The sequence below is a fragment of the Roseobacter sp. FCG-D35 genome (assembly GCF_033436665.1).
Classification (GTDB): Bacteria; Pseudomonadota; Alphaproteobacteria; order Rhodobacterales; family Rhodobacteraceae; genus JAWQFO01.
Genome location: NZ_JAWQFO010000001.1, coordinates 210,008 through 236,248 on the forward strand (window position 1 = coordinate 210,008; position 26,241 = coordinate 236,248).

Genomic DNA, 26,241 nt, shown 5'->3' on the forward strand with positions numbered 1-26,241 from the left:
ACATGAACGACATGAGAATACTGGAGAGAGACGTGGACAGCGATGCCATCAAGATCGCCGCACGGGACGTCGAGGTCTTCTACGGCGACACGCACGCGATCAAGAGCGTCTCGGTCGATATTGAGGACAAGACCGTCACCGCCTTCATCGGGCCCTCGGGCTGCGGTAAGTCGACCTTTCTGCGCTGCCTGAACCGGATGAACGACACCATCGACATCTGCCGCGTCGAAGGCGACATCCGCATCGACGGCGAGGACATCTACGACCGCCAGGTCGACCCGGTGCAGCTGCGCGCGAAGGTCGGCATGGTGTTCCAGAAACCCAACCCGTTCCCGAAGTCGATCTATGACAACGTGGCCTACGGGCCGCGCATTCACGGGCTCGCGCGCAGCAAGGCGGACCTCGACGAGATCGTCGAACGCTCGCTGCATCGTGCGGCGATCTGGAACGAGGTGAAGGACCGGCTCCACGCCCCCGGGACCGGCCTGTCGGGCGGCCAGCAGCAGCGCCTGTGCATCGCGCGCGCGGTGGCCACCGAACCCGAGGTTCTGCTGATGGACGAACCGTGCTCGGCGCTCGACCCGATCGCGACCGCGCAGGTCGAGGAACTGATCGACGAGCTGCGCCAGAACTACTCGGTTGTGATCGTGACCCACTCCATGCAGCAGGCGGCGCGCGTCAGTCAGAAGACCGCCTTCTTCCACCTAGGCAGCCTCGTCGAATACGGCGAGACCGGGCACATCTTCACCAACCCGAACGACCCGCGCACCGAAAGCTACATCACCGGCCGGATAGGATAGACCATGCAGGGACAGCAGCATATCGCCTCCGCCTTCGACAGGGATCTCGAGGCTATTCAGGCGCAGATCATGAAGATGGGCGGTCTGGTCGAGAACGCGATCCGTCTTGGCGCACAGTCGCTCGAGACCCGCGACGAGGAGTTGGCCGAGCAGGTCCGCAAGGACGACAAGGCCATCGACGGGCTCGAGGAGATCATCAACGAAGAGGCCGCGCGGGTGATCGCGCTGCGCGCGCCGACCGCCACGGATCTGCGTCTCGTGCTCAGCGTCATCAAGATCAGCGCCAACCTCGAACGTATCGGCGACTATGCCAAGAACATGGCCAAGCGCACCGGCGTGCTGGCCCAGATGGCCCCGGTCGACGACAGCGCCAGCGCGCTGCGGCGCATGGCCCGCGAAGTCGAAAGGATGCTCAAGGACGCGCTCGACAGCTATGTGCAGCGCGACGCCGAACTGGCCGCTGACGTCATCAACCGAGACCGCGACGTCGACCAGATGTACAACGCGCTGTTCCGCGAGTTCCTGACCTTCATGATGGAGGATCCGCGCAACATCACCGCCTGCATGCACCTGCATTTCATCGCCAAGAACGTCGAGCGCATGGGCGACCACGTCACCGCCATCGCCGAGCAGGTCGTCTATCTCGTCACGGGCGGGCAGCCCGACGATCCGCGGCCAAAGGCCGACGAGACCTCGACGATGGTCACCGGAGGGTAGGACGGATGAGTGCCGATCAGCCGCGCGTGCTCGTGGTCGAGGACGAACCGGCTCAGCGCGAGGTGCTGGCCTACAACCTCGAAGCTGAAGGGTTCGCGGTGTCACGGGCGCAGGACGGTGAAGAGGCGTTGATGCTGGTTGACGAGGTTGGGCCGGACATCATCGTGCTCGACTGGATGATGCCGCACCTGAGCGGCATCGAGGTCTGCCGCCGGCTCAAGGTCCGCACCGACACCCGTGGCATCCCGATCATCATGCTGTCGGCGCGTTCCGAGGAAGTCGACAGGGTGCGCGGGCTCGAAACAGGCGCCGACGACTACGTGATCAAGCCCTATTCGGTCATCGAACTGATGGCACGGGTGCGGGCGCAGCTGCGCCGGGTTCGGCCCGCTGCGGCCGGCGAGCGTCTGGAATACGAGGATATCGTGCTCGACGCGACGAGCCACCGCGTGAACCGTGGCCCGGCCGAACTCAAGCTCGGACCGACCGAGTTTCGCTTGCTGTCGACCTTCATGGAGAAACCCGGGCGTGTATTCTCGCGCGAGCAGCTGCTCGATCGCGTCTGGGGCCGGGACATCTATGTCGACACGCGCACGGTGGACGTCCACATCGGCCGGTTGCGCAAGGCGCTCACACAGCACGGCGGGTCCGACCCGCTGCGCACGGTGCGCGGCGCGGGCTACGCGCTCGGTTAGCGCATACGTCGAACAGCAGCCAGGGCAAGGGAGGTTCATTGCACTCGTGGAGTGTGCGGCCAACCCTTCAGAAGTGGCCCACGTGGCGGGTGAAGAACGTGTCTCGCCCGCCCGGCTGCAGTCAACCCGCGTCGCTCATGCCCGAGATGTCAGGTTTTCGAAAATTTTTGGATAAATGTTTCCTTGTGTGACCTCGATCACTGAACGTGTCTCTCGGGTCTGGCAAAGTGCTGTCATTGAACCAAAAGCCCTAGTCCTACCACCTCCGTGGAAATGCATTGAACTCAGACATTTGAACTGCCTCTGCCGCCCGGCCATCGCGGCGACCCGAAAGGGCGCGGATGGTTGGGCGTGCAATTGCCGCGCGGGACCCTTGACGGGCCACGAGACGCGGCCTTCAGCCCGACTGTGCCTTCATGGCCCAGGGTCCGTGTTGGCCCGTGCCGCCGTCAATGCGTTCGAACCCATGCGCTCCGAAGAAATCCCTCTGGCCCTGGATCATGTTGGCGGTCCCGCGCGCAGTGCGCATCGCGTCGAAATAGGCCAGGCAGGACGACAGCGCCGGCATCGCGATGCCATGCGTCGCACCCAGCGCCACAACGGTCCGCAGTGCGTCATGGGTGTCTTCCAGATGCCGGGTGAAATACGGTGCGAACATCAGGTTGCGGCTCGCGTCTTCGGTCAGCGCGTCGGCCATGTCGTTGAGCATCGCCGAACGTATGATGCAGCCCTCGCGCCACACGCGGGCGATCTCGGGCAGGGGCAGTTTCCATCCGAACTGCTCGGACGCCGCGGCGATCATCGTGAAACCCTGCGCGTAGCTGAGGATCTTGCCTGCGATCAGCGCGCGTTCCAGAGTGTCCATGTCTATTGCGTCCCGGTCGATCCGTCGCGGAGCCGCCCCGAAGATCTCTTCGCCGCGCGCGCGCTCGTCACGCCGCGACGAGAGGTTGCGCGCCACTACGGCCGCCTCGATCCCGGGGATCGGCGCGCCGAGATGCTGCGCCTCTATCACCGTCCAGCGTCCGGTGCCTTTCTGCCCGGCGGCGTCGACGATGACTTCGAGCATCGGCTTGCCGGTCGCGGGGTCGGTGGCCGCGGCGACTTTGCCGGAAATCTCGATCAGATAGGATTTCAGAACGCCGTCGTTCCAGCCGTCGAAGACCGTCGCGATCTCGGTGGCGTCCATCGCAAGGCCGTCGCGCATCACGCCATAGGCCTCGGAAATCAGCTGCATGTCGCAGTACTCGATGCCGTTGTGGACCGCCTTGACGAAATGCCCGGCGCCGGCTTCGCCCATCCAGGCGGCGCACGGTTCACCCTCGTAGTCGGCGGCGATCTTTTCCAGCACGTGGGAAACGCGGTCCCAGTAGACCTTGCGACCGCCGCCCATGATCGACGGCCCGAAACGCGCGCCTTCCTCCCCGCCGGAGACCCCGATCCCCAGGTAGGGCAGATCCCCGGACGCCTCGGCGCGCCGGTTCGTGTCGTGGAAATTGGCGTTTCCGGCATCGATGATCAGGTCATCGTCGCCCAGCAGTGGACGCAGACGCGCGATCTGCTCGTCGACAGCGTCTCCGGCCGGGACCATGACGATAATGGCCCGCGGCGTCTCGATCGCCGCAACGAAGTCCTCGAGCGTTTCGGTCGGCGTGATCCGGTCGGCCAGCGTGCCGGCGTCGCGATGAAACGCCTGCGTGACCGACGTCGTGCGGTTCCAGACCGCGATGCGGAAACCGTTGTCGGCAATGTTCGAGGCAAGCGCTGCGCCCATGGTTCCAAGACCGATCAGGCCGATTTCGGATTTGGACATGTCTGGGGACCTCCGGCATCATGGCGTCTCGCAGCCAGACTGACCGCCCAAGATGCAATGTCAACGGCATCAGACTGAAATCGAGAGGAAATCCGGCTATGACAGTTTTACCATAATACAGATTATCCGAAGTAGTATAGTGTGCTGATCCGTCCCCAGTGATACTGGACTTGCCCGCCTTCGAGCGTCTAGGCATAGTCAATCCGACCTGTAGGACTTTCCATGCTTTCCATTCTCGTTCTGAACGGCCCCAACCTCAATCTGCTGGGTACGCGCCAGCCGGATGTCTATGGATCGACGACGCTCGCCGATATCGAAGGCATGTGCGCGCGCCACGGCAAGCAGATCGGGTTCGATGTCGAGTTCGCACAGTCGAACCACGAAGGCGTCATGGTCGACCTGATCCACGCGGCGCGTGGACGGCACGTCGGCATCGTGATGAACGCCGGCGCCTACACGCACACCTCGATCGCGCTGATGGATGCCGTGGCGTCGGTCGAACTGCCGCTGGTGGAACTGCATCTGAGCAACGTGCACGCACGCGAGGACTTCCGGCACACGTCCTACATCGCCAAGGTGGCCCTGGGGATCATCTGCGGGTTCGGTGCGCAGGGCTACCTGCTCGCCATGGATGCGATCAAGGCTCACGTGGCAGATTGACATAGATGCGTAACTATCTGCACTTCCTCGCGAATTGCCAAAGCATGGAGGAGCTTTGGAAGGCGCATACCGCCAAGATGGCGGAGTTCGGCTTTGACCGGCTGATCTATGGCTTCACGCGCTACCGGACGTCGACGTCGCTGGGCGATCCGGAAGACTTCATCATTCTCAGCAATCATCCCAAGGAGTACCTCGACGCCTTCATCGGTGGCGGGCAATACTTCCACGCGCCAATGGTGCGTTGGGCGCTGGCGAACGAAGGCGCGATGGGCTGGGGTATGCTGGGCCAGATGGTCGAGACCGCGACCCTGACTCCGGCCGAGCGGAAGGTCTATGACTTCAACATCCGCATGAACGTAACGGCTGGCTATACCATCAGCTTCAAGTCGATTTCGGCGCGGTCCAAGGGGGCGATCGCGCTGACGGCCCGACAGGGCATGACCCAAGCCGAAGTCGACGCGGTCTGGCAGGAACATGGGCGCGACATCCACCTGATGAACAACATCGCCCACCTGAAGATCCTCACCCTGCCCTACAACGCGCCCAACCGCGGGCTGACGCCGCGCCAGCGCGAAGCGCTGCAATGGGTCGGCGACGGCAAGACGATGCAGGATATCGCAACGATCATGGGGCTGACGCCGGCCACGGTCGAAAAGCACCTGCGCCTCGCGCGCGAGGCCCTGTCGGTCGAGACCACGGCGCAGGCCGTACTCAAGGCCGCGTTCAGCAACCAGATGTTCGTCCTGGAGGCCTGAGGGCACCTGGCTGCAGCGATCCAAGTGTCGAGATTAATTCTTTTTCGCGGCGGTCAAGGTTCGGGTAAGGAATCCCCTACTTTATTGACGTCACGTCATCGCGCATTCTGAGATCGTTCCGTGAGTGGTGGCTTAGCCGCTGGAACTCCGGGCGGGACCCTTGGAATTACTTGGCTCTTCCGTCCGACCGGCTTAATCCCCGGACCCCGGCCCGGCGGCGTATTGATCCGCCGTCGGGTCGGACCCTTGCCCCGTGCGCACCGCTCCCCAGGTGGCGCAGGAAGGGATCGGGCGGGGTCGTCTTCGATGATGGCCCCGCCCGTTGCATCCGTGCCCCGGACACGAAAAAGGGCGGCACCGGTCCCGGCACCGCCCCTGTCGGACGTTTGTCGTGGGTCTCAGCCCTTGACGGCCTTGGCGACCTCTGCGGCGAAGTCCTCCTTGACCACTTCGATACCCTCGCCCACTTCGAGCCGGACGAAACCGGTGATCGTGGCGCCGGCTTCTGCTGCGGCGGCGCCGACGGTCAGGTCCGGGTTCACCACGAACTGCTGGTTGAGCAGCGTGACCTCGGACATGTACTTCTTCATCCGGCCTTCGATCATCTTCTCGATGACCTGCTCGGGCTTGCCGCTTTCCCGCGCGATGTCGATCTGGACCTGGCGCTCCTTCTCGACGACCGCCGGGTCGAGATCGTCCTCGGACAGCGACGCCGGGTTGACGGCGGCGATGTGCATCGCGACCTGCTTGCCGAAGGCGTCGTCGCCGCCGGTCATCGCGACCAGAACACCGATCTTGCCCATGTTGGGTGCCGCGGCGTTGTGCACGTAGGACACGACGGTTTCGCCCTCGACCGAGGCCATGCGGCGCACGGCCATGTTCTCGCCGATGGTCGCGATCTTGTCGGTCACGACTTCCGAGACCGGCTTGCCGCCCATGTCCGCATCCTTGAGCGCGTCGATGTCCGACACGCCGAGCGCGACTTGCGCGATCCCGGCGACCATCTGCTGGAACTCGGAGTTCTTGCCGACGAAGTCGGTTTCGGAGTTGACCTCGACGGCCACGCCACGTCCGCCGTCGACGACGACGGCCACAAGGCCCTCGGCGGCGGTGCGGCCGGATTTCTTGGCGGCCTTCGCGAGGCCCTTGGTGCGCAGCCAGTCGACCGCGGCTTCCATGTCGCCGTCGTTTTCGGTCAGTGCCTTCTTGGCGTCCATCATGCCCGCGCCGGTCGTGTCGCGCAGTTCCTTGACCATAGATGCTGTGATTGCCATCCGGGGTGCTCCTTCAGAAATACGGGTGTCGGGACGGATCGGACCCGTCCCCTGTGTCAGGCGTGTGACAGCCGCGCCGGGATGCGGCGCGGCCGTGCCTCGATCAGGCTTCCGCCGGGGCCTCGCCGGCCTCTTCCAGCGCTTCCTCGGCGGGTGCCTCGTCGAGCGCACCGATGTCCACGCCGGCGGCGCCGAGCTGGGCGCTCATGCCGTCGAGGGCCGCGCGGCTGGCGAGATCACAGTAGAGCGCGATCGCGCGGGCCGCGTCGTCGTTGCCCGGGATGATGTAGTCGATGCCGTCGGGCGAGCAGTTGGTGTCGACCACGGCCGCCACCGGGATGCCGAGCTTGTTGGCTTCCGCCACGGCCAGCGCTTCCTTCTTGACGTCGATGACGAACAGCAGGTCGGGACGTCCGCCCATCTCGCGGATTCCGCCGAGCGAGGCCTGCAGCTTCTGCTGGTCACGCTCCATGCCGAGGCGTTCCTTCTTGGTCAGACCCGCGAAGCCCGCGTCGGACTGCTCGTCGATTTCCTTCAGGCGGTTGATCGACTGCGAAACGGTCTGCCAGTTGGTCAGCGTGCCGCCGAGCCAGCGGTGGTTCATGTAGTACTGGGCGCACTTCTCGGCCGCCTCGGCGACCGGTGCGGATGCCTGGCGCTTGGTGCCGACGAAGAGCACGCGGCCGCCCTTGGCGACGGTCTCGCGGATCGCGTTCAGCGCCGCGTCCAGCATCGGAACGGTCTGGGTCAGGTCGAGAATGTGGATTCCGTTGCGCGCGCCGTAGATGAACGGCGACATGCGCGGGTTCCAGCGCTGGGTCTGGTGGCCGAAGTGAACGCCGGCTTCGAGCAGCTGGCGCATGGTGAACTCTGGAAGAGCCATGTCGTTTTTACCTTTCCGGTTTCATGCCTCGGCGGGGGTCTCGACGCGATCTGCGCCAACCGGCGGACCGTCGGGGATGTCTCCCCCGAAAGGCCCAATCCCCGCCTGCGGGTTTCAGTGGCGCGCGTATAGGCCAGTGCACCATGCGGCGCAAGGGCGTTTTGCGCCAAAAGCCGGGACGTCACGTACTGGTGGCTTGCGTGGAACGGCCGGCCAGCCGTAGAGTTGCAGTAATGAAGCGGCACCAATGCCGCCGGGAAGCAACAGGAGTATCCATGACCAACCGTCTCACAGCCGCCGTTCTCGCGCTGGCACTCGCCCTGCCCGGCGCACTTGCCGCCGCGCCGAAACAGCTCACCCCCGCAAATCCGCAGCCCGGGAGCCTGTCTCCTGGCCTCGCGGTGAACTACGCCATCCCCAACGAGGTCCGTACGCTTTACGACGCCCAGAAGGCGCTGGAGAAGCGCGCGCTGAAGGGCGACCCGCTGGTCGGCCTGTCCTACAAGGACACCAGCGAGGGCGACCCGGTGCTGACCACCAAATTCGCATACAAGGTCGCGGCACACATCAAGGGCTATATCCGCTTCGATGCGCCCGGCGAATACAAGGTGAACTTTCTCAGCAACGACGGCGTGCGCGTCAACATCGGCGGCCAGCAGGTTGCGGAGTATGACGACATCCACGCCTGCGAGGCAACCGGCTGGCAGTCGGTGCAGGTGCCGCAGGCCGGCTGGTACGAGATCGAGACCCTGTACTTCCAGCGCAAGGGCACATCCTGCCTGATGATGCAGTGGCAGGCGCCGGGTCAGAAGGCATCCTACGTTCCGAACTCGGCCTTCGGTCACTGAACGGGCGGCGGCCTCGCGGCCGCCCTACCCCGCCACCTGTGCATCGACGACATCCGGATCGGCCTCGAAACCGGCGCGGACGGCTGTCTCGCACGACTTCGCCAGCGATTTGCGATCCGGAGCGCCACGAACCGGAACTGGAGCGTGGTAGCGCACGATGACGCGACCGTGACGCGGCGCGGACAACATCAGCAGCAGGTGCCCGCCGAACGTCATATCGCCATACCATCCATAGAACCGCGGATCGGCTCCTTCGGGCGGGACATATCGCAGCGAAACCGGCTGAACCGAGATCTCCTCGCGCAGGCCGGGGTCGAAGAAGGCCTGAAAGAGCGTTGGCTTGAACGGCAGCACGACCGTCCCGTCAGTGCTCGTGCCCTCGGGGAAGAACAGCAGCTTGTGTCCGGCCAGCAGTCGGTCGCGGATGGTCTCGGTCTGCTGCGCCGCCTGGCGCGGATCGCGTTCGATGAAAACGGTGCCGGTCGCGCGCGCGAGCCAGCCGATGCCGGGCCAGTCGGCAACCTCGGATTTCGACACGAAATAGATGCGCTTGCCGGCGTTCAGCGTGAAGATGTCGAGCCAGCTCGAGTGGTTGGCGACCACGACGCCGCTGCCCGTCATCGGCTGACCGCGTTGGACAAGCCGCAAGCCAAGAATGCGCAGCGCGTTGCGGCAGACAAACACGGTGAGCGTTGGCGTCCAGGGGCGATGCAGCCCGTGCAAGGGCCGCTCGGCGAGGCGTATCAGCAGGGTCAGAAGCAGCCCGCCAAAGACCAGGAACGCCATCGGCACACCGCGCAGAACCACGCGCAGCCAGCCCCGGGCAGATATCGCCGGCCGTTCGGGCGGCGGCGGGCCCTGCCAGGTCGGGCTCATTCGGGGTGGGCGCCGTAGATGCGGGCCTGCCGCGCGTTGACGCGTGCGGTGTCGAGGACAAGGCAGACGTCGACCGTATTGAAGACGCGGTCCACGAAGGCGCCCTCGCCAACGTGACCGCCGAGGCGCAGGTAGGCCTTGATCAGTGGCGGGACATCGCGCATCGCGGCCCGCCGGTCGAGGGTCTCGGGCGCGACAAGGTCCATGGGCTGAAACACATCCGGCAAGGCGCGCACGCGCAGGTCCGGCGGCGCAAGGTGACGATGATACAGCAAGGACAGCGGCCCGGCCAGCGCCGCGACGTCGGTACCGTGAAAGCTCGCGGTGCCGAACAATACTTCTGCCCGATGCGCGCGAATGTACGCCACCAGCCCGCTCCAGAGATGGAACAGTGCCGGCCCGCCCCGGTGATCGGCCCGGATGCAGGACCGGCCGAGTTCGAGCAGCCGGCGGCCCGAGCGCAGCAACGGAGCGAGGTCATATTCGCCGGCGGAATAGTATCCGCCAGCGGCGTCCGCCCGGTCCCAGCGGAGCAGCCGGTACACGCCGACCACCTCGCCGCCGGACGGCTCGCGCAGCAGCAGGTGATCGGCTGCATCGTCCCAGTCGTCGCGCTCGAGGCGCCGGTCGTGATCCACGCGCGGCCCTCCCGCGCCAAGTTCGTCGACGAATACCGCATATCGCAGCCTCTGCGCCGCCTCGAGATCCTGCGCGGATCGGGCCAGTTCGACACGATACTGCTCCGTCGGGAATAAAGCTGTGCCGGTCATGGTGCCGATCGCAGAACGCTCCGTTCCGGGTTGGGCCGTTTTACCCTCTAGCGGGATATTGTCGCGGGGTTTACAATTGTTAAGTGACATTAACCATTCGGAAACCAAGTTCAGCGATCAAAGACGGGTACCAGCATCACCCGGGAACTTTCGATGACGACCTTGCCTTTGTTCGGAAAATTGACGGTGACCTTGCCACCGATGTTGCTTTGCACCTGCCCTGTGCCCCAATCCGGTTCCGCCGGATGGCGGACCAGCATACCGGGGGAGAGAATTGAGTTCGGATCGTCCATCTCACGCCTCGCTGACGGAGCCCGATGACATGGGCCAGTCCAACATCTCCCTTGCCGCCCTGATCGGAAGCCGCATCTGCCATGACCTGATATCGCCTATCGGCGCCATCAACAATGGTCTGGAACTCTTGGGGATGAGCGGTGGCACCCCGGGTCCGGAGATGGAGCTGATCCAGGAAAGCGTCGGCAATGCCTCGGCCAGGATCCGGTTTTTCCGCATCGCTTTCGGCCATGCCGGCGAGCAGATGATGGGCCGGTCCGAGGTGATCTCGATCCTCAACGCGGTGATGCAGGGCGGCCGGCTCAAGGTCGCCTGGGGTCCGCTCGATCCGCAACCGCGTTGCGATGTGCGAATGGTCTTTCTCGCCTTGCAATGCCTGGAGAACGCGATGCCCTACGGCGGGCGCATCGAGATCGTCGAGAGCCGCGGCGCGTGGCAGCTTCACGGCCGCGCCGACAAGCTCAACATCGACGACACGCTGTGGTCGATCCTTGCGACGCGCGATCTAGGCGCGGTGCTTCAGCCCGCGCAGGTCCAGTTCGCGCTGCTGCCGATGCTGGCGCTCGAAACCGGTCGTCGTGTCGTCACCGAGATCTCGGAGACCGAGCTTCGCCTGGGCTTTTAGTCCCGCACGGTTCCGTTCCCGGTCACCCGGTACTTGAAGCTGGTGAGCTGCTCCGCTCCGACGGGACCGCGCGCGTGCATCTTGCCGGTGGCAATACCGATTTCCGCCCCCATGCCGAATTCGCCGCCGTCGGCGAATTGCGTCGAGGCGTTGCGCATCAGGATCGCGGAATCGAGCCGTGACATGAACCGCTCGGCGGTGGCGTCGTCCTCGGTCACGATGCAGTCGGTATGTCCCGAGCCGTATCTGCGGACATGGTCGATCGCCGCATCGACATCTTCGACCGTGCGCGCCGCGATGATCATGTCGAGGTATTCGTGCCCCCAGTCATCGTCGCTCGCGGGCACGGTGCCGTCGATCGGTTGCAGCGACGCGTCCGCACGCACCTCGACACCTGCCTGCAGCAGTGCGCCGATCACGTCGCGCCCGATGGTGTCCGCGACATCCTCGTGGATCAGCAGGCATTCCGCCGCGCCGCAGATGCCGGTGCGGCGTGTCTTGGCGTTCAGCACGACGTTCGACGCCTTTTCGGGGTCCGCGTGCTTGTCGATATAGATGTGCACGATGCCTTCCAGATGCGCGAAGACCGGCACCCGCGCCTCGCGCTGCACAAGCCCGACCAGGCCCTTGCCGCCGCGCGGAACGATGACGTCGATATGCTCGCTCATGGTCAGCATCTCGCTCACCGCTGCCCGGTCACGAGTCGGCACGCGCTGGATCGCCGCCTCAGGCAGATTGGCATCCTTGAGCCCCTGCACAAGGCAGGCATGGATCGCCCCGGAAGAATGGAAGCTTTCCGAGCCGCCGCGCAGGATCACGGCATTGCCGGCCTTGAGACAGAGCGCCCCGGCATCGGCCGTGACGTTGGGCCGGCTTTCGTAGATCACCCCGATGACACCCAGCGGCGTGCGCACGCGCTCGATATGCAACCCGGTGGGACGGTCCCATTCGGCGACGACCTCGCCCACCGGATCACGCTGTTCGGCGATCGTGCGCAGGCTGTCGACGATGCCACGGATGCGCGTCTCGTCGAGCTTGAGACGGTCCATCATCGCGTCGGACAGGCCCTTGTCGCGCCCGTAGGCCATGTCCTTTGCATTGGCCGCGATGATCTCCTCGCGCCGCGCCCAGACCGCATCGGCGGCCGAGATCAGCGCCGCGTGCTTGCGCTCGGCACTGGCGAATGCCAGCTCGGCCGCGGCCGCCTTGGCCTTGCGACCGATCTCGGCCATCAGGGCGGGGATATCGTCGAGGTCCTTCATGCCGTGTCTCGCTTTCGTCGGTTCTGCCCGTGCGGGTGATCTAGAGTGCCATATCGTCGCGATGGATCAAGGCCGCGCGCGCCGGGTAGCCGAGAACGGCCTCGATCTCGCTGCTTTTTCGTCCCTTGATCAGCCGTGCCTCTGCACCGGTGTAGCGCGCAAGGCCGTGGCCCAGCACGTGGCCGCCGCGATCGGTGATCGCCACCGCGTCGCCGCGCGCGAAGCTGCCGCTCACGCCGGCGACGCCCGCCGGTAGAAGGCTCTTGCCCGAACGCAGCGCAGCGACCGCCCCGTCGTCCAGCGTGATCGTGCCGCGCGGCTTCATCGCAGCGATCCAGCGCTTGCGCGCCGCCTGCGGGTCGGTCTGCGCGGTGAACCACGTGGCTGCGGCTCCGTTTTCGAGCTGTTTCAAGGGGTTGAGGCGCGAACCTTCCGTGATTGCCATGGCACAGCCGGCGGTGGTCGCGGTCTTGGCCGCCATCAGCTTGGTCTTCATGCCGCCTTTGCTCAGACCCGAGCCCGCGTCCCCCGCCATCGCTTCGATCTCTGGCGTGATCGTCTCGATCACATCGAACCGGCGCGCGGCGGCGTCACTGGCCGGGTTGGCGTCGTAGAAGCCATCGACGTCCGAAAGAAGGATCAGCTGATCGGCCCCGACGGTCACCGCGATCTGTGCGGCAAGGCGGTCATTGTCGCCGAACCGGATCTCGTCGGTGGCCACGGTGTCGTTTTCGTTCACGATCGGGACCACGCCGAATGTCAGCAGCTGGTGCATCGTCGCCCGGCTGTTGAGATAGCGCCGCCGGTCGGTGCTGTCCTCGAGCGTCACAAGCACCTGCGCGGTCTTGATGCCGTGCGGCGCAAGGCCCTCCTCGTAGGCGCGTGCCAGCCGGATCTGTCCGACCGCGGCTGCGGCCTGGGACTGTTCCAGCGGCAGTTCAGTCGCCGGGAGCGCCAGCACGCCGCGCCCCAGTGCGATCGATCCCGAGGATACAAGGATCACGTCCTTGCCCAGCGACTTGAGCCAGGCCACGTCCTCTGCCAGCGCCTTCAGCCAGTCGGCGCGCAATGCGCCGCTCGTGCGGTCCACCAGTAGAGCGGAGCCGATCTTGATGACGATCCTTCGCGCCGACGTCAGGGACGCCACGGCGCATCCTCCTCGTCCGCGTCGTCGCGGCGGCGCAACCGGTCGTCGTCGATCTTGCCGCGCAGCGCCCGCAGCACCTCGGTCACGCCGTCGCGCGACACGCCCGACATCTGCATCACCGTCCCGCCGCTGGCCCGCTCCAGAGCCGCCGCCGCCTCGGCGCGCGCGTCCTCATCGAGTGCGTCGACCTTGTTTAGAACCGTGATCCGCGGCCTTTCTGCGAGGTCGCCGCCATAGGCCTCGAGCTCGCCGATAATCGTGTCGTAGTCCTCGGCCACGGTGTCCGACGTTCCGTCCACGAGGTGCAGCAGCACTGCGCAGCGTTCTACGTGGCCCAGGAACCGGTCGCCGATCCCCCTACCTTCGGACGCGCCCTCGATCAGACCCGGAATGTCGGCCACGACGAATTCCACGCCGTCGACGCCGACCACGCCGAGGTTCGGGTGCAGCGTGGTAAAGGGATAGTCCGCGATCTTCGGCCTGGCGTTCGACGTTGCGGCGAGAAAGGTCGACTTGCCCGCGTTTGGTAGGCCCAGCAGGCCCACGTCCGCGATCAGCTTGAGCCGCAGCCAGATCGTGCGCTCGACACCCTCCTGGCCGGGGTTGGCGCGGCGCGGCGCCTGGTTGGTCGAGGACTTGAAGTGCAGGTTGCCGAAGCCGCCGTTGCCGCCGCGTGCAAGTTCGACGCGCTGGTCGACCTCGGTCAGATCGGCGATCACCGTCTCGCCATCCTCGTCGAGGATCTCGGTGCCCACCGGCACGCGCAGGACGATGTCGTCACCGTCCTTGCCGGTGCGCTGGCGTCCCATGCCGGGCTGGCCGTTCTTGGCGAAGAAATGCTGCTGGTACCGAAAGTCGATCAGCGTGTTCAGCCCCTCGACCGCCTCGGCCCAGACCGATCCGCCATCGCCGCCGTCACCGCCGTCGGGGCCGCCGAACTCGATGTATTTCTCGCGCCGGAAGCTGACGCTGCCGCCGCCGCCCGCGCCGGAGCGGATGTAGACTTTGCACAGGTCGAGAAACTTCATGGCGACGCCCCACGCGCGCCCGAACGGGCGATTGACTTCTAATGGCAAGCCTTATCGCGCGGGGCGCGAGGGCTCAATGCTTCTTGGCGGGCCCAAGCTTGCGGCTGTAGGTCCAGGTCGGCACCGCGGTATCGCGCGCGACCGAAAATCCTTCGGCGTCGCCGAGGTACTCGAACCCGCAATGGGTCAGGACGCGGGCCGACGCCGGGTTGTCCTGGAAGACCGAGGCGAACATCGCGTCGTTGCCGAGCGGGTTTGCCCGGACCAGTGCCTCGACCGCCTCGGAGGCAAGCCCGGTGTTCCAGTAGGCCGGTGCCACCCAGTAGCCGACCTCGGACTGGTCGCGGTCCATCTTCTTCAGCGAGATCAACCCCATGACCTCCGCGCCGTCAGTCTTGGTGCCGTCGATGGCCCAGACATCCTCGTCCCGGCCCGGTTTGAGCGCGCGCGCCACGAAAGCGTCGGCCGCGCCCGGCGGCAAGGGGTGCGGGATCGAAGTCGTCATGCGTGCGACCCTTTCGTCGCCCGCATAAAGCCCGATCAGGCCCGCATCGGATTTCCGCAGCGGACGCAGGTCGAAGCGGTCCGTCTCGATCGCCGTCTGGTCCGGAAAGGTCGTCAGTTCCATCGTCATGTTCCTCCTCCGAACAGTACGAACAAGACGGATGCGACTGTCAGGGTCGCAAGCGTCCACATCATGTAAGGTTCCAGCGCGGTTCCCGCGAGGGTTCGCGCGGTCCAGTCACCGGCAAGTGTCCACAGCGGATGCAGGACCAGTTGGCAGGCCAACAGTACCGCCGCAATGGTTGCCGTCGCCTCAAGGGCTGGCGTGCCCGGCGCAACGAACGCCGTGAAGCCACCGACGATCATCGCCCAGGCCTTGGGGTTGAGCGGGTGCACGACAAGCCCCGCGAGAAACCCCGGCGCCTGCCCCACACCTGCCGCGCGGTCGATGCGTGTGTGCGCGATGCGCCAGGCGAGCCAGCAGATATAGGCCGCCGAGGCATACTTCAGCGTCTCGAACACCCAGGGCGCGCGGGCCGAGAGCTCCATCAGCCCGAACCCAATCGGCCAGATCACCAGCTGCTTGCCGAGCGCGACGCCTGCCACGAAGGGCAAGGCCGCGCGCAGGCCATAGCGCGCGCCGGCGGTCATCAGGGCCATGTTGGCGGGCCCCGGCGTGCCGACCTGGCTGGCGGCGAAGACGGCAAAGCTGGCAACGGCTACGGACATGGTGTCCCCTCGGGCCGGTGGTGCGGGTGCAACGAGAAAGGGGACCGGCGGTTTCGCCGATCCCCCGATGTGTCTCACCTTGCGGGTTCGGACTTACTCTGCGGCCTCCGCCGCTGGCAGGACCGAGATGAAGGTGCGGTTCTTGAGACCCTTGTGGAAGGTCACGGCGCCGTCGGTCGTGGCAAAGATCGTGTGATCCTTGCCCATGCCGACGCCCTGGCCCGGCCAGAACTTGGTGCCGCGCTGACGCACGATGATGTTGCCGGCAATCGCCTGCTCGCCGCCGTAGAGCTTCACGCCAAGACGACGGCCCGCGGAGTCGCGACCGTTACGGGATGAACCGCCTGCTTTCTTGTGTGCCATATCGGTGTCTCCTTAGCCTTTGGCCAGTTCTTTGGCCTGTTCGATCCAGCCTTCACGCTCGATCCGGCCCTTGAACGACAGTTTCTCGTCCATCTGGGCGACGTCTTCGTCGGACCAGGCGGCGATCTGGGCGAAGGTCGTCACGCCCGCGTCATGCAGCTTTTTCTCCAGTGCCGGACCCACGCCCGACAGCTTCTTGAGGTCGTCCGCACCGGCAGCGGCCTTCGGTGCCTCTGCCTTCGGAGCCTCTGCCTTCGGAGCCGCGGCTTTCGCCTTGGGCGCTTCCTTCGCGGCCTTCTTCTCGGCCTTCGGCGCCGGGGCGGAAACCGCGGTCGAGGCACCAAGAGCGGCCTTCACGCCGGACTTGTCGGCACCCGAGGACAGGATGTCGGTCACCTTGACCAGGGTCAGCTTCTGGCGGTGGCCCTTCGTGCGCTGCGACGAGTGCTTCCGGCGGCGCTTGACGAAGTGGATGACCTTCTCGCCTTTGATCTGCTCGACCACCTCGGCCTGGACGCCTGCGTCTTTCACGAAGGGCGCGCCCACGACCGGGCTGTCGCCGCCCAGCATCAGGATCTCGTTGAATTGAACCGTTTCGCCGGCATCGGCAGCAAGTTTCTCGACGCGCAGGACATCGCCCGCCTGAACCTTGTACTGCTTGCCACCGGTCTTGAGGACCGCAAACATGCGTTTCTTCCTTGTCTCACCGCGTCCTGTGGTCTCCCCTCGGGGGATGTTGCGGGCCGCAAGGCCACCTCGGACAGCGCGCCCTCGCTCAGGGCGTTTTTTAGAAAAATCAAAGGTGCCCGGTCGGGGCACCTCAATCACGAAGCCGCCATGTGCACCAAGGGCCACGCGTTGTCAAGCGCTCTGAGTGTTACCCACGCCAGTCTGCGAGCCTGTTTGAGGCCGCTCCTGCCGGGACGTCTTAATGCAAGCGTAGTCGGCCACGAGGGTCTACAACTCGCTGGTCGACGCCGAAAGCGCGACGAGACGTCCAAGCGCGTAGGACAGATCCGAATAGACCGCGCCGAACCCATCGAACAGTGCCGTGTTCAGCGCCTGCCCCGCCGCGGTGCGCGAAAACGCCAGATAGGCCTCCATGTCCTCGGTGGGCAGCGGCTGGTAGGCCAGCAGCGCGAAACCGTGGATCCAGGTCTCGGTCTCTTCGCGGATGCTTTCCTCGTCGCTCCAGACATCGTCGACGATCTCGTCCTCGCTCATGTCGACCATGCCGCCTTCGACGAGGCCGACCAGGAACCGGTAGCTCGCATCCATCGACGCGGTGACGTTGCGTTCGGTCAGATCGTTGGCCGCGATGAACGCATCGATGCGGTCGATCAGCGCATCCGGGGCCGCGCGCAACGCCTCGTACTCCTCGGTGATCGCGGCTTCGATCGCCGGATCGCCCATCGCGATCCTTGCTGCATTCTCCAGCGTCACGATCCGGTCACCGCGTTCTGAGGCGAAAAACGCAACGGCGGCGTCGAGTTCGTCCTCTTCGAGCCCTTGGTCCAAAGCGGTGCGGATCGCCTCGGAGATGCGCCCGGCGTCGTAAAGCTGATCGATCTGCGCGGCCCAGAAATCGCCGCCCTGCCCGTCCAGCATCGAGCTTTCGAGTTCGGCGGCATAGTCGTGCCCTTCGTCGCGCATGATCTGCGCAACCTCGCCGATCTTCAGCGCATCCACCAGCACCGTGAGCCTGGCATCGGCCAAGGCTGGCACCGCGGCCAGCAGACCCAGTGCGAATGCGGCGGTGCGCAGCACCTTACAATTCCTGGCTCGGCGACAGGCTCTGCAGCCGTGCGGCCAGCGCCTCGAAGCGGTTGGCCATGATCTCGAACTGCACCGCGTTCATCAATTCGTAGGTCCGCTGCATCACGGGATGTTCCAGCGCTTCTGTATAGGCCGCGATCTCGGCGTCGCTGAAATCCTCGTAGGTATAGGCCGCGTTCGACAGCGCGCCGGTCTGCAGCGCGAGGCGCAGGCCGACCTCGTCGCTCCGCATCGCCTCGCGCAGGTCCGCCTCGTCCATCTGCAATTCGACCACGCCGGCCCCCGCCGCGGCCATCAGGAAACGCAGCTGCACCTCCTGGATCGCCCGCACCGAGGCATCCTCCGAACCGATCGCCGAGATCAGCGCTTTGAGTTGTTCGAGACGCGGGTCTCCTTCGCGCACCATATCGGCCACCATGCGGTCGCCGGTCTCGGACTTCTGAACGTCATCCTCGACCATGTGCGAGGCGTTTTCGGTCTCGACCAGCCGCTTTCCAAGGTCGGATCCGTAGAAGCCCATCGCGTGCGTCAGCATCTCCTCGTCAATCGTGGCGCTCAGGATCTCGTGCGCAAGCCCGAGCATCAGCGCCTCATCGAAGACCTCGTCGACAAGCCCGGTCCACTGGGCGCCGAAGTCCTCGGTCTCGACGCCGATCATCTCCGGAGCGCTGCCGGCGGAAAGCTTGATGCTCTCGACGGCGACGTCGAAGCCCGTGACTTCCAGAAACGCATCGACACGCGCGCCATCGATCGCGCGGGCGGGCTGAACCCAGGCCAGTGCCAGGATAAAGAGCAGGGAAAGTTGCGCGCAGCGGCGCGTAAGGGCTGTCATTCGGGTCCTCCGGTCAGCGGGTCTGTTCCGAGATTAAGACATTTGGCCGCGCGGACAACGCAATTCGCCGCGATGACGGCGAGTGTCGACGTGCCGTCGAAATCGAGGCTTGTCATCGTCGTAAATCCCGACTAAACGCCCGGGACCAGACCCCCGCGGAGAGGTGCCGGAGTGGTCGAACGGGGCGGTCTCGAAAACCGTTGTGGGTGCAAGCCCACCCAGGGTTCGAATCCCTGTCTCTCCGCCACTAAATCACTGAAAACTCAATAGAAACAAGTTCTGCGCCGTGCGGCAGCGCTCGTGCATAGCGCTGCCAAAAGGCTTCAAAGGTGTCATACTATGACACCTTTTGGGCTTTCCCGTTGCGCCGACTATGCCCCCTTTCGTCTGGTATCCGCATGGATCGCCTTTGCTGTCGCGGTGCGTGGCCCAGAAAAAAGGGGACCCTGCTGCCGCAGGATCCCCCTTGTGGACTGGCTATTCCGAGCCCTACCGAAACCCATTGTCCCCATCGGAGCGTGCGCGCTCCTGTTGCTCTTGGGACAGGTAACGGAAGTAGTATCGTTCCGTCGTCAAAACCGAACCGTGCCCGATGTACTTCTGCACCTTGTAAACGGACCACCCTTCGCGCAATCGCTCGATGGCGAACTTGTGGCGAAGGTCATGAAGACGGGCTTCAAATCCGGTTTCCTGACCATACTCCCAGAACAGGTTCGAAGGATCCTTGTAAAAGCCGTGTTCGGTTGAATTCCAGAACACGTAAGAGCCGGCGTTCGAACGTGGGATCTGACGAAGGATATCGATCGCCTTCGGCGACAGCTCGATGGTACGCACCTTGCCTCCCTTGGTGTTTGTCAACGTCGCATACACAGAGCCTGCAGTCGGGTTCTCCATCCCCGAAATGTCCGACCACTTCAGGCGAGCCATTTCCGTAACCCGTCCGCCGGTCGCGTCGAGAAACCTCGGGAAGAAGGCCAAGGTTCCCGGCGCTCGCTGGCAAAGCCTGGAGATGGCAGCCTCGGTGGGCATTACGATTCCAGGCAGAACCTCTTTCATACCCTGCTTCTCAAACAGCCTGACCGGATTTTCGCTGATCCAACCGTCGTTCTTCATCGATGTCATGAGTTGGAGAAACGCGGTCAAATCGCGGTTTACGGTTGAATTGCTGACCTTCTCGGATCGCCGGCGCGCTACGAACTCCGATACGATCGCGACATCGACTTCTTCTGCTTGGATGGTTCTGACATCCAGGTTGCGGCCGTCACAGATATGTTCCATCACCCGAAGGATCTGGCGAACACTTGTCTGATACCGTTTGCGCGTCTGCTTGCCCCAACCTGAATTGTCCTGCTCCAGCAAGTCGTAGAACTTCACCACCCCTGCCGAGAACGTCCGGTCCAAACCTCCCGCTTCATCAAGTGCTCTCAGTTCTTTCAGGCGACGCTTTGCGCCTTTCTCCGCGACGCTGACAGAAGTTGTTCGAAGCGACTCTCGGTATGTGACACCTTTGATTTTGACCCGGAGCCAATAGAACTTGCTGTTCGGCGGCTGGTAGACGTTTTTTGGCAGCTTTTTGGTGCCTGGCATTTGTTTCCCTCGTTTATCCATTGGAGGGCCAAGTCGTGATCGAATGTCCAAAGTCCGCCGTGTTTGGCAGCCCCTGGGATACGGTCATTTATCGCGTGCTCGGTGATTGCCCTGCGAGACAGACCACTCAGCTTTGCTACGACAGACGCCTTGAGCCTCGGTTTCATCATGTCGAGGACATTGGCCGCTTCTTCAGAAACCAAAATTTTGGTTTGGTTCGCGCTTTGACCCATTCGAAATTTCTCCGTCACTGGTGTTGGTGACGGGGAAGTCAGAACGGAAACTTCCGGTCGGAATTTGGTTTGATACCCGGATCGTGCGATGCATTCAGTCTGAACCCGCCCCGGGAAACCGGTACATTTCGCGCGTTCGGCGATGACGGGCTTACCTGCGGGTAACGCGATCTTGTCTGTCCCACCTTCAGCAGAGGCCGAGCCAGACCTCATGGATGGATTTTGGCGGCAACCGAGACGCGGCGTCCGTTCCTCAAAACTGTCCCGACATTGGTGTACGCCTTCGATGCCCGAGGCGCCTCAAAAAGGCGTCGACCCGAGCTAAGCGGAAGGCGCCAGCGGTCTTGGCAGGCTGCCGAAGAAGTCTGGCTTGAAGGATGTTGTTCCTGCCGCGACGATTTGAGGTCGGTTCTGTGCGGCATCGGCGGCGGACACCGAGTTTGGGGCGCTCCATTTGTCACGCTGCCAAGAGCTTCGGTAGCCTGGCCAGATTGCAGGCCGCCATGTTCATCGTGAACTGCGCGCCGAAAACACCCACAAGTTGCGTACGCACCTGCGCAGTTGCGTAGCTGCGTGCGTGCGTGCGTGCGGGTGCCAGGTCTCACCCAGCCTCCAGGTGGCCGAAAAAAAGGTGGGGAAAATTTTCTCGGACCGTCGGTCGAACACACGTCCTGTTCGCGGGGCCATTCCCGGTTCCGAACGAAATCTGGAGTGAATAATGAAGAAAGACAGGTTCAACCGTGGCAAAGACTGCGCACGCACATGCGCACCTGCGTATCCCCGCAACCACGTTGAAACAAAGGCGGAGATATGAAGACCATACTGATTGCTTCGCGTAAAGGCGGAGCCGGCAAAACGACGCTTGCAAAAAACCTGGCTGTTGCAGCGTCTCAGGATGGCGGCCTGTCGATGATGATGGACATGGACCCGCAGGGCTCGCTGCGGGAACGGTACGACGCACGCGAAGCTCAGAAACCGGTAATGCCCGCCAGAGATCCGAAGCCTACGGAACTGGCTCGAACGATCGAAGCCGCGCGCAAACATGGTGTGGACTACCTGTTCATCGACACGCCGCCGACCTCTGAAGACTGGCTATTGGACGCAATGAAACTTGCAGATCTCGTCGTGGTGCCGGTGAGACCCTCGCCGACGGACCTGAGAGCCGTCCGGACAACTCTTGCTTCTGCACGCAAAGCACAAGCCGAGTACTGTTTTGTGTTGTGCCAAACGGCACGAACCAAGATCTCGCTCGAGGCCGCCCGCGCGCTTGCGCAGCACGGACGCCTTGCCCCGTCCGATATCATGATCCGGGTCGTGCATGCCGAGACCGATGTATCCGGTCTTTCGGCAATTGAAGGCGGTGACGCAAAGGCAAAGACGGAACTGGCTGCAACCTGGGAATTCATCAAGGAGGTGCTCAATGGCCAAACCACCATTTGATCTCGCCGGCATTCTCGGCACCGAGCCCCCCGACAACAGCGCTCGCCAGATGCAGGACAAGTCAGGGCCGTCAAAGCGGCTTTCACTTGTCCTCGACGCCGAGACATACGCTGCCCTCAGGCAAAGAGCCTTTGCGGAGGAAACCACGCATCAAGCACTCTGCGAACTGGCGGTCAGGCTTCATCTCGGCCTTGCTTAGTTAGCTACGCGCGCACGCAGCTGCGTAGGTGCGCAGCTGCGCAAAAAAGCACCCAAATTGTTCCCGCTCCGTCGAACCGCCAGTCATGGCGGTTCGCAAGGATTACGGGTTGAGATCGCGTGGACAAGAGACCTTTCACGTTGGCTGTAGCACCCTGCAAAGCGCCATTCTTCAAACGGCAACGGGTTGCTGATACCAAGGGAGAAACCTCCGCCAGAATGGTCTGCGGAGCACCTGCAACTCCCCCTTCACTTTGTCGCGTTCCATTTCAGCCTGAATGGCTCTCTCTTTCCAGAACCCCATTTGACGCACGACCTCGTCATCCGATCCCGCCTCCTCGATGAGTTGCAGAAGATCACGGCCGACCCAAATCTTTTTGTCGCCCCTTTCAGCTCGTCAGGCGTAATGGTCCCGAGCACGTTCGTTGCCAGATTTCGGCCCCTCGCGTTCCTGAGGTTTTTCTTCGCCGCATGGGCCCTCGGATCTGCTTTGAAGAGCGTGTTTTTCGCCCTTTTTGAACGTGCTGGCAAACTCCAGCGTTGCGTTCGCTCCGGCCTCCATTTTTGCCAGTTGTTGTGGATCGATTGTCGGATTCTCGTTAGTCATGGGGTCCCTTTTTGTTAGAACCAACGTTGGTTCTAACGGGAGATTGGACCTATCCACCGTAATCGGAAAAAATTGGCAAAGGTTTGACTCGAGAATCCAAAACCCGCTGATCGCAACCCAGACGACGCGCTTCCGCGAGAAGTTCCCGGTCGTCGTCTTCACGCCCAAGTCCTTCACGGCGGTAAGGGCCGCCCTCGACGATCAGGCGCAGCGGGCGGTCAACATCTGTCCGGGCGTCTTTGTATCGACCGTCGGTCTCAAGGTTCCGGCCGTTCTGGTCGTCGGGCTGATAAACTTGCAAACGCGTCGTCTTCGGCCCAGAGCGGACCTCCGTCTTGACGTGGAGCGCCGCGTCGCAGCTTCACCAGACTGGTCATTCGCTGCACGCGCAAAATTGGAAAAAGCCAAGTTCTGGCACCTCAAATGTACAGATCGCTTCGCCACAGTCGTCTCACCTCAGAAGATCTCGATCACGACCACAGTCATGCTCGTTGACAATTTCCTTGGCCTTCAAAGCTGCGATAGGATCGCTTAAACTTTGTCGTCCGTTATGATTTCTTGGGGTCATTATGCTAACAAGCAGCGCGCTCTTCCATCTTTGGAAACGGCAGGTGTTTCTCCGAAATCGCCACGACGAGCTTTCGTCGCTCCTTGGGTGTTCTTGGCTTCATACCGGCATCTATATGATTGGATGCGCCGACCGTGTGGTGTACATCGGGCAGAGCAATCAACTCAGCCAACGATCTATCGATAGTCTGGGGCGCGCCTATCACAGGATCCCAGACACGTCGCTTCCATGGTCTATGGCATTCGCGCCCTGCGCCTACGAAGACATGGACGAGTATGAAAGCGCAGCCATTCGGGCCTATGCGCCCGAGTTCAACACTTCGGTACCAAGCGTGCAGAAAAGCCTCGGGCGAATGCCGGTCATAGCAGGCACGGCACAAGTCTTCGCCGATCAGGTGTCGCCAAGTACGGCCTTTTTCCCGGAAAGCGTGAAGCGCCAGATTAATGCGGCTTCCAAGAACTCGACGCCACCTTGGAAAAAAGGAAAGGCGATCTCTCCGGGCGACGCTAAAACCGAACCCGAACAGAAGTTTCACCTTCGCGATGTGAATACATCGGGTCGAGACTTCTTCGACGCGTTGTCAGCGCAACGGAGATGGGTAAGAGGGCGCACGGCGCCAACGCAAAGACCGGAAAGGATCAAAACTTACATCGAGCACAAAGGCGTCGAGATCCACATTGACGAAGTAACATCAAATGAAGCCGGTGAGCGCCACCTATTCTTTGAGTGGGCGGCAAAAAGCTACGGCAAGGTTATCGGCTGTGGAATGGAAACCGATAAGGCAACCGCTGCCAATATGGCAATCGCCACTGCCGAAGAACATTTGTCTGAGCCATATCGGTTCAAGATCAACCTATGCGATGACGGTTCGGTGGTAACGAGGGATGGCGAGTACCTTGGCACTTGGGAGATGGACGAAGATGACCATCCCTCATTTACACCGGACGGCGAGACAAAGGTGCTGTTTTTGGAAATGTGGATCGGGCTGCTTTGCCAGAAAATAGCAGATTGGCATGAGGCGCAGGACCAAGCCACGACATCATGAATGTGCCTTGGCTTATTGTTATTCAATCTGAACGTGGTAGCTCGGCCCTCAGCTGACTTTCGTTTGGTGCAATGTGAAGGTCAGCTTACAGCTCGGCGACACGATTTGGTAGACTGTCAAGATTTTTCATGTGGGCAATCGTGTGATGCATTCTCTTGGCAATGACGGGCGGTATCATTCGGCGTAGGTATTCGAGGTCGTCCCAGTGGCATTTACGAAGGCGCCACCCGCTCCCGCATGGACATAATGAATGGCCTTTGATTGTCTGTCGTGAGAGTAGCCGCAGGTAATCCGCGATAGTCTTTTCGTCTGGGGGAAGTCTCAAAATATCCCCGTATGCTTCTAAGACACCGAGCTTTCCGTGCGACCTTTCACCAAAGGGCCACGTACCGTGGGCCTCGTAGTACGTCTGGCTGACAAAGTAATCGTGCATCGGTCCAGTCAGGAAGGTCGCGAACCGGTGATCCGGGGCGGTTAAGAGCCACTCTTCCCAGACACCCAAACAACAATTTCCGTCTTTTGGAAAGACGTGACGGTCTGCGGTCCGGGGAATACGGTCGCCTTCTTCGAAAACCACTGGCTCTTCTTCTGGGAAGTTCGCCGTAACCCCTGCCTTGATCTGGTAGGAGTCAAACACGCCAATGTGGGTGTCTGTCGGCCCATCGGCACCGTAGACTAAGAACTGTCCCTCAAGAACTATGAACAGGTCTGTCCTCGCAACGGATAGCTCTGGTTGATGCTTGGCTACCGCTTGCTGGACCTCAGAATAGAATTTGTCCGAAATCGTCACTTCGACCAAGGTTTGCCGCCACTGCCGCTTTCTTGCCGGGCACTCACTGCCGCTTCCATCCGTGAATGCTTCTCGCTTTCCGAGAGGGCAGCCGCAGCCTGCGAGGCCAAGAACGGCGCGGCCAATCCCGCTGCCCCCAGCGCGCTCTTCTTCTCTATGGGGGCAGAAGCACTGTTTACCGCTTGCTTGGTCTCTTCTGCGAAGAAGCTGTGGCGGAAGACAGTCTTCCAGACCTCATTGGCATGAGTCTCGGCGACGTCGTCGGCGTCGAGCTTGTCGAGCTCCTTGACCGCCTCTTTCGCCTGATCGATCAGACGCGCGATCCGATCGATGTCCTTTTCGTCGGAGACTTGAATGCCGTTGGCGTAAACCGGCGAATACTTGGACCGGTTGGACAGCGCCCGCAGCGTCTCCCGGAAGGCCTCGTCGTCACGGCATTCCGCGGAAACGTAGGCTTCGATGAAGAGGGCAGTGGCGACAAGGCCGCCGGGGAATTTCCGGTTCAGCCGGCTTGAATGGGTCTTCGAAAAGAACTTGCCCAGCCGGATGATCCGACGAACCTGGTAGCTTCCAGACGTCTCCGGGCTCTTTGCCGAAACTGTCGTCTCAATCCATTTGTTCATGGCGGCAGGATCAGAACCGACCCATTCGTCGCCCGACGACAGTTCGTACTTCCAACCCACTTCGGACCATTTACGGCGGAAGACAGGAAAGTCGCACTGATACCCGTCCGCGTATAAGACGCGGACGCACTTTTTCTTTGTGTCGGGGTCGTTCTGGAGATTGGTCGCCTTGCGGGCGATGGCGTCTCTGACCCAGTTACGGGTCGTCCTCGGCCCGGCGGCATCGTCCTCTTCGAACACAACACCAAGATCAATGTCGTAGCGGCTCTCCTCGTCGTTCTCCGGAGGCTGCGTCATGGTTTTCTGCGCATAACCACCCTGATTGATGGTCTCGGCAAGGGACGGTTTTTTGGTCTCTTCCAGCCCCTTCTGGATCCGGCTAAGGTTGGTTTCGCGCCGACGCCGCATATTGGCCCGCTGGTCATTCGTCAGCCTAACGTAGTCTTGATGGAACTTGGAAATCTGCTTCGAGAAACCATACATATTGCGCCCTCACTCT

General features: G+C 62.8%; 30 protein-coding genes and 1 tRNA gene. 12 read left to right on the plus strand and 19 right to left on the minus strand.

Annotated features, from left to right (window positions below):
- Positions 1-2: 2 nt before the first annotated feature.
- The 3 genes from pstB to phoB are packed head-to-tail and all read left to right on the plus strand — an operon-like array spanning position 3 to position 2,212.
- Complete coding sequence (gene pstB, locus R5H30_RS00955) at positions 3-800, plus strand: phosphate ABC transporter ATP-binding protein PstB (protein ID WP_318326111.1); 798 nt, start codon at positions 3-5, stop codon at positions 798-800.
- Positions 801-803: 3 nt separating this feature from the next.
- Complete coding sequence (gene phoU, locus R5H30_RS00960) at positions 804-1,517, plus strand: phosphate signaling complex protein PhoU (RefSeq protein ID WP_318326112.1); 714 nt, start codon at positions 804-806, stop codon at positions 1,515-1,517.
- A gap of 5 nt (positions 1,518-1,522) precedes the next feature.
- Entirely contained in the window at positions 1,523-2,212 is a 690-nt protein-coding gene (phoB, locus tag R5H30_RS00965) for a phosphate regulon transcriptional regulator PhoB (RefSeq protein WP_318326113.1), read from the plus strand.
- Positions 2,213-2,609: 397 nt separating this feature from the next.
- Here the strand turns inward: phoB and gnd are convergent, their stop codons facing one another.
- Positions 2,610-4,025 (minus strand): NADP-dependent phosphogluconate dehydrogenase, encoded by a 1,416-nt coding sequence (gene gnd, locus R5H30_RS00970; protein ID WP_318326114.1) that lies wholly within the window; start codon positions 4,023-4,025, stop codon positions 2,610-2,612.
- Between the two features lie 222 nt (positions 4,026-4,247).
- Between gnd and aroQ the strand changes: the two genes are divergently transcribed.
- Positions 4,248-4,685: a type II 3-dehydroquinate dehydratase gene (gene aroQ / locus R5H30_RS00975; protein ID WP_318326115.1), complete on the plus strand. Its 438-nt coding sequence runs from the start codon at positions 4,248-4,250 to the stop codon at positions 4,683-4,685.
- A gap of 5 nt (positions 4,686-4,690) precedes the next feature.
- Positions 4,691-5,440, plus strand: coding sequence for a helix-turn-helix transcriptional regulator (locus R5H30_RS00980; protein WP_318326116.1), 750 nt, complete (start codon positions 4,691-4,693; stop codon positions 5,438-5,440).
- Between the two features lie 398 nt (positions 5,441-5,838).
- Here the strand turns inward: R5H30_RS00980 and tsf are convergent, their stop codons facing one another.
- Together tsf and rpsB are read right to left on the minus strand one after the other, a co-directional pair.
- Positions 5,839-6,714, minus strand: coding sequence for a translation elongation factor Ts (gene tsf, locus R5H30_RS00985; protein WP_318326117.1), 876 nt, complete (start codon positions 6,712-6,714; stop codon positions 5,839-5,841).
- Between the two features lie 103 nt (positions 6,715-6,817).
- Entirely contained in the window at positions 6,818-7,597 is a 780-nt protein-coding gene (rpsB, locus tag R5H30_RS00990) for a 30S ribosomal protein S2 (protein WP_318326118.1), read from the minus strand.
- A gap of 275 nt (positions 7,598-7,872) precedes the next feature.
- Between rpsB and R5H30_RS00995 the strand changes: the two genes are divergently transcribed.
- The gene (locus R5H30_RS00995) at positions 7,873-8,445 is read left to right on the plus strand and encodes a PA14 domain-containing protein (protein ID WP_318326119.1); all 573 of its coding nucleotides are present in this window, start codon (positions 7,873-7,875) and stop codon (positions 8,443-8,445) included.
- 24 nt (positions 8,446-8,469) lie between these two features.
- On the opposite strand, the gene olsA is transcribed toward R5H30_RS00995, so the two are convergent.
- The 3 genes from olsA to R5H30_RS01010 all read right to left on the minus strand — a co-directional run bounded on the left by olsA (position 8,470) and on the right by R5H30_RS01010 (position 10,384).
- Positions 8,470-9,321: a lyso-ornithine lipid O-acyltransferase gene (gene olsA, locus R5H30_RS01000; protein ID WP_318326120.1), complete on the minus strand. Its 852-nt coding sequence runs from the start codon at positions 9,319-9,321 to the stop codon at positions 8,470-8,472.
- Positions 9,318-10,091: an L-ornithine N(alpha)-acyltransferase gene (gene olsB, locus R5H30_RS01005; protein ID WP_318326121.1), complete on the minus strand. Its 774-nt coding sequence runs from the start codon at positions 10,089-10,091 to the stop codon at positions 9,318-9,320. The genes olsA and olsB overlap by 4 nt, the downstream gene beginning before the upstream one ends.
- A gap of 110 nt (positions 10,092-10,201) precedes the next feature.
- Positions 10,202-10,384, minus strand: a complete 183-nt coding sequence (locus R5H30_RS01010) for a DUF3553 domain-containing protein (protein WP_318326122.1) — start codon at positions 10,382-10,384, stop codon at positions 10,202-10,204.
- Between the two features lie 29 nt (positions 10,385-10,413).
- Between R5H30_RS01010 and R5H30_RS01015 the strand changes: the two genes are divergently transcribed.
- A complete protein-coding gene (locus R5H30_RS01015) occupies positions 10,414-11,010 on the plus strand; it encodes a histidine phosphotransferase family protein (RefSeq protein ID WP_318326123.1) in 597 nt (198 codons plus the stop codon).
- Here the strand turns inward: R5H30_RS01015 and R5H30_RS01020 are convergent.
- The 9 genes from R5H30_RS01020 to R5H30_RS01060 all read right to left on the minus strand — a co-directional run bounded on the left by R5H30_RS01020 (position 11,007) and on the right by R5H30_RS01060 (position 18,651).
- On the minus strand, positions 11,007-12,272 hold the full coding sequence (locus tag R5H30_RS01020; protein WP_318326124.1) for a glutamate-5-semialdehyde dehydrogenase: 1,266 nt from the start codon (positions 12,270-12,272) through the stop codon (positions 11,007-11,009). The two genes, R5H30_RS01015 and R5H30_RS01020, sit on opposite strands and share 4 nt — an antisense overlap.
- 40 nt (positions 12,273-12,312) lie before the next feature.
- The gene (gene proB / locus R5H30_RS01025) at positions 12,313-13,419 is read right to left on the minus strand and encodes a glutamate 5-kinase (RefSeq protein WP_318326125.1); all 1,107 of its coding nucleotides are present in this window, start codon (positions 13,417-13,419) and stop codon (positions 12,313-12,315) included.
- A complete protein-coding gene (obgE, locus tag R5H30_RS01030; RefSeq protein ID WP_318326126.1) occupies positions 13,407-14,447 on the minus strand; it encodes a GTPase ObgE in 1,041 nt (346 codons plus the stop codon). The genes proB and obgE overlap by 13 nt, the downstream gene beginning before the upstream one ends.
- A 73-nt stretch (positions 14,448-14,520) precedes the next feature.
- On the minus strand, positions 14,521-15,075 hold the full coding sequence (locus tag R5H30_RS01035) for a GNAT family N-acetyltransferase (RefSeq protein ID WP_412105098.1): 555 nt from the start codon (positions 15,073-15,075) through the stop codon (positions 14,521-14,523).
- 2 nt (positions 15,076-15,077) lie between these two features.
- Positions 15,078-15,680 (minus strand): LysE family translocator, encoded by a 603-nt coding sequence (locus R5H30_RS01040; RefSeq protein WP_318326128.1) that lies wholly within the window; start codon positions 15,678-15,680, stop codon positions 15,078-15,080.
- A gap of 93 nt (positions 15,681-15,773) precedes the next feature.
- Positions 15,774-16,043 carry a 50S ribosomal protein L27 gene (rpmA, locus tag R5H30_RS01045; RefSeq protein WP_318326129.1) on the minus strand — a complete coding sequence of 90 codons (270 nt, stop codon included), beginning with the start codon at positions 16,041-16,043 and terminating at the stop codon, positions 15,774-15,776.
- Positions 16,044-16,055: 12 nt separating this feature from the next.
- Positions 16,056-16,730, minus strand: a complete 675-nt coding sequence (locus tag R5H30_RS01050; protein ID WP_318326130.1) for a 50S ribosomal protein L21 — start codon at positions 16,728-16,730, stop codon at positions 16,056-16,058.
- 270 nt (positions 16,731-17,000) lie between these two features.
- The gene (locus tag R5H30_RS01055; RefSeq protein WP_318326131.1) at positions 17,001-17,810 is read right to left on the minus strand and encodes a DUF2059 domain-containing protein; all 810 of its coding nucleotides are present in this window, start codon (positions 17,808-17,810) and stop codon (positions 17,001-17,003) included.
- Position 17,811: 1 nt separating this feature from the next.
- Entirely contained in the window at positions 17,812-18,651 is an 840-nt protein-coding gene (locus R5H30_RS01060; RefSeq protein WP_318326132.1) for a DUF2059 domain-containing protein, read from the minus strand.
- Between the two features lie 157 nt (positions 18,652-18,808).
- On the opposite strand from R5H30_RS01060, the gene R5H30_RS01065 reads away from it, so the two are divergent.
- A tRNA-Ser gene (locus tag R5H30_RS01065) sits at positions 18,809-18,898 on the plus strand.
- A 242-nt stretch (positions 18,899-19,140) separates the two neighbouring features.
- On the opposite strand, the gene R5H30_RS01070 is transcribed toward R5H30_RS01065, so the two are convergent.
- Complete coding sequence (locus R5H30_RS01070; RefSeq protein ID WP_318326133.1) at positions 19,141-20,238, minus strand: tyrosine-type recombinase/integrase; 1,098 nt, start codon at positions 20,236-20,238, stop codon at positions 19,141-19,143.
- Positions 20,239-21,281: 1,043 nt separating this feature from the next.
- Here R5H30_RS01070 and R5H30_RS01075 point away from each other — a divergent pair.
- The gene (locus R5H30_RS01075; protein WP_318326134.1) at positions 21,282-21,911 is read left to right on the plus strand and encodes an AAA family ATPase; all 630 of its coding nucleotides are present in this window, start codon (positions 21,282-21,284) and stop codon (positions 21,909-21,911) included.
- A complete protein-coding gene (locus R5H30_RS01080) occupies positions 21,892-22,110 on the plus strand; it encodes a hypothetical protein (RefSeq protein WP_318326135.1) in 219 nt (72 codons plus the stop codon). The genes R5H30_RS01075 and R5H30_RS01080 overlap by 20 nt, the downstream gene beginning before the upstream one ends.
- Positions 22,111-22,506: 396 nt before the next feature.
- On the opposite strand, the gene R5H30_RS01085 is transcribed toward R5H30_RS01080, so the two are convergent.
- A complete protein-coding gene (locus tag R5H30_RS01085) occupies positions 22,507-22,716 on the minus strand; it encodes a hypothetical protein (RefSeq protein ID WP_318326136.1) in 210 nt (69 codons plus the stop codon).
- 43 nt (positions 22,717-22,759) lie between these two features.
- On the opposite strand from R5H30_RS01085, the gene R5H30_RS01090 reads away from it, so the two are divergent.
- Both R5H30_RS01090 and R5H30_RS01095 read left to right on the plus strand, forming a co-directional pair.
- Positions 22,760-23,251 (plus strand): hypothetical protein, encoded by a 492-nt coding sequence (locus tag R5H30_RS01090; protein ID WP_318326137.1) that lies wholly within the window; start codon positions 22,760-22,762, stop codon positions 23,249-23,251.
- A gap of 298 nt (positions 23,252-23,549) precedes the next feature.
- Positions 23,550-24,329, plus strand: coding sequence for a hypothetical protein (locus R5H30_RS01095; protein ID WP_318326138.1), 780 nt, complete (start codon positions 23,550-23,552; stop codon positions 24,327-24,329).
- 85 nt (positions 24,330-24,414) lie between these two features.
- Here the strand turns inward: R5H30_RS01095 and R5H30_RS01100 are convergent, their stop codons facing one another.
- Positions 24,415-25,128 (minus strand): hypothetical protein, encoded by a 714-nt coding sequence (locus R5H30_RS01100; RefSeq protein WP_318326139.1) that lies wholly within the window; start codon positions 25,126-25,128, stop codon positions 24,415-24,417.
- Entirely contained in the window at positions 25,116-26,225 is a 1,110-nt protein-coding gene (locus R5H30_RS01105) for a cyclic GMP-AMP synthase DncV-like nucleotidyltransferase (RefSeq protein ID WP_318326140.1), read from the minus strand. Before R5H30_RS01105 ends, R5H30_RS01100 begins: the two co-directional genes overlap by 13 nt.
- Between the last annotated feature and the right edge of the window lie 16 nt (positions 26,226-26,241).

What these genes read in the sequence shown, in the direction of transcription:
- pstB (WP_318326111.1), top strand. Translation starts at nt 3, where the DNA reads ATGAACGACATGAGAATACTGGAGAGAGACGTGGACAGCGATGCCATC.
- phoU (WP_318326112.1), top strand. Translation starts at nt 804, where the DNA reads ATGCAGGGACAGCAGCATATCGCCTCCGCCTTCGACAGGGATCTCGAG.
- phoB (WP_318326113.1), top strand. Translation starts at nt 1,523, where the DNA reads ATGAGTGCCGATCAGCCGCGCGTGCTCGTGGTCGAGGACGAACCGGCT.
- gnd (WP_318326114.1), bottom strand. Translation starts at nt 4,025, where the DNA reads ATGTCCAAATCCGAAATCGGCCTGATCGGTCTTGGAACCATGGGCGCA.
- aroQ (WP_318326115.1), top strand. Translation starts at nt 4,248, where the DNA reads ATGCTTTCCATTCTCGTTCTGAACGGCCCCAACCTCAATCTGCTGGGT.
- R5H30_RS00980 (WP_318326116.1), top strand. Translation starts at nt 4,691, where the DNA reads ATGCGTAACTATCTGCACTTCCTCGCGAATTGCCAAAGCATGGAGGAG.
- tsf (WP_318326117.1), bottom strand. Translation starts at nt 6,714, where the DNA reads ATGGCAATCACAGCATCTATGGTCAAGGAACTGCGCGACACGACCGGC.
- rpsB (WP_318326118.1), bottom strand. Translation starts at nt 7,597, where the DNA reads ATGGCTCTTCCAGAGTTCACCATGCGCCAGCTGCTCGAAGCCGGCGTT.
- R5H30_RS00995 (WP_318326119.1), top strand. Translation starts at nt 7,873, where the DNA reads ATGACCAACCGTCTCACAGCCGCCGTTCTCGCGCTGGCACTCGCCCTG.
- olsA (WP_318326120.1), bottom strand. Translation starts at nt 9,321, where the DNA reads ATGAGCCCGACCTGGCAGGGCCCGCCGCCGCCCGAACGGCCGGCGATA.
- olsB (WP_318326121.1), bottom strand. Translation starts at nt 10,091, where the DNA reads ATGACCGGCACAGCTTTATTCCCGACGGAGCAGTATCGTGTCGAACTG.
- R5H30_RS01010 (WP_318326122.1), bottom strand. Translation starts at nt 10,384, where the DNA reads ATGGACGATCCGAACTCAATTCTCTCCCCCGGTATGCTGGTCCGCCAT.
- R5H30_RS01015 (WP_318326123.1), top strand. Translation starts at nt 10,414, where the DNA reads ATGGGCCAGTCCAACATCTCCCTTGCCGCCCTGATCGGAAGCCGCATC.
- R5H30_RS01020 (WP_318326124.1), bottom strand. Translation starts at nt 12,272, where the DNA reads ATGAAGGACCTCGACGATATCCCCGCCCTGATGGCCGAGATCGGTCGC.
- obgE (WP_318326126.1), bottom strand. Translation starts at nt 14,447, where the DNA reads ATGAAGTTTCTCGACCTGTGCAAAGTCTACATCCGCTCCGGCGCGGGC.
- R5H30_RS01035 (WP_412105098.1), bottom strand. Translation starts at nt 15,075, where the DNA reads ATGGAACTGACGACCTTTCCGGACCAGACGGCGATCGAGACGGACCGC.
- R5H30_RS01040 (WP_318326128.1), bottom strand. Translation starts at nt 15,680, where the DNA reads ATGTCCGTAGCCGTTGCCAGCTTTGCCGTCTTCGCCGCCAGCCAGGTC.
- rpmA (WP_318326129.1), bottom strand. Translation starts at nt 16,043, where the DNA reads ATGGCACACAAGAAAGCAGGCGGTTCATCCCGTAACGGTCGCGACTCC.
- R5H30_RS01050 (WP_318326130.1), bottom strand. Translation starts at nt 16,730, where the DNA reads ATGTTTGCGGTCCTCAAGACCGGTGGCAAGCAGTACAAGGTTCAGGCG.
- R5H30_RS01060 (WP_318326132.1), bottom strand. Translation starts at nt 18,651, where the DNA reads ATGACAGCCCTTACGCGCCGCTGCGCGCAACTTTCCCTGCTCTTTATC.
- R5H30_RS01070 (WP_318326133.1), bottom strand. Translation starts at nt 20,238, where the DNA reads ATGCCAGGCACCAAAAAGCTGCCAAAAAACGTCTACCAGCCGCCGAAC.
- R5H30_RS01075 (WP_318326134.1), top strand. Translation starts at nt 21,282, where the DNA reads ATGAAGACCATACTGATTGCTTCGCGTAAAGGCGGAGCCGGCAAAACG.
- R5H30_RS01080 (WP_318326135.1), top strand. Translation starts at nt 21,892, where the DNA reads ATGGCCAAACCACCATTTGATCTCGCCGGCATTCTCGGCACCGAGCCC.
- R5H30_RS01085 (WP_318326136.1), bottom strand. Translation starts at nt 22,716, where the DNA reads ATGACTAACGAGAATCCGACAATCGATCCACAACAACTGGCAAAAATG.
- R5H30_RS01095 (WP_318326138.1), top strand. Translation starts at nt 23,550, where the DNA reads ATGGACGAGTATGAAAGCGCAGCCATTCGGGCCTATGCGCCCGAGTTC.
- R5H30_RS01105 (WP_318326140.1), bottom strand. Translation starts at nt 26,225, where the DNA reads ATGTATGGTTTCTCGAAGCAGATTTCCAAGTTCCATCAAGACTACGTT.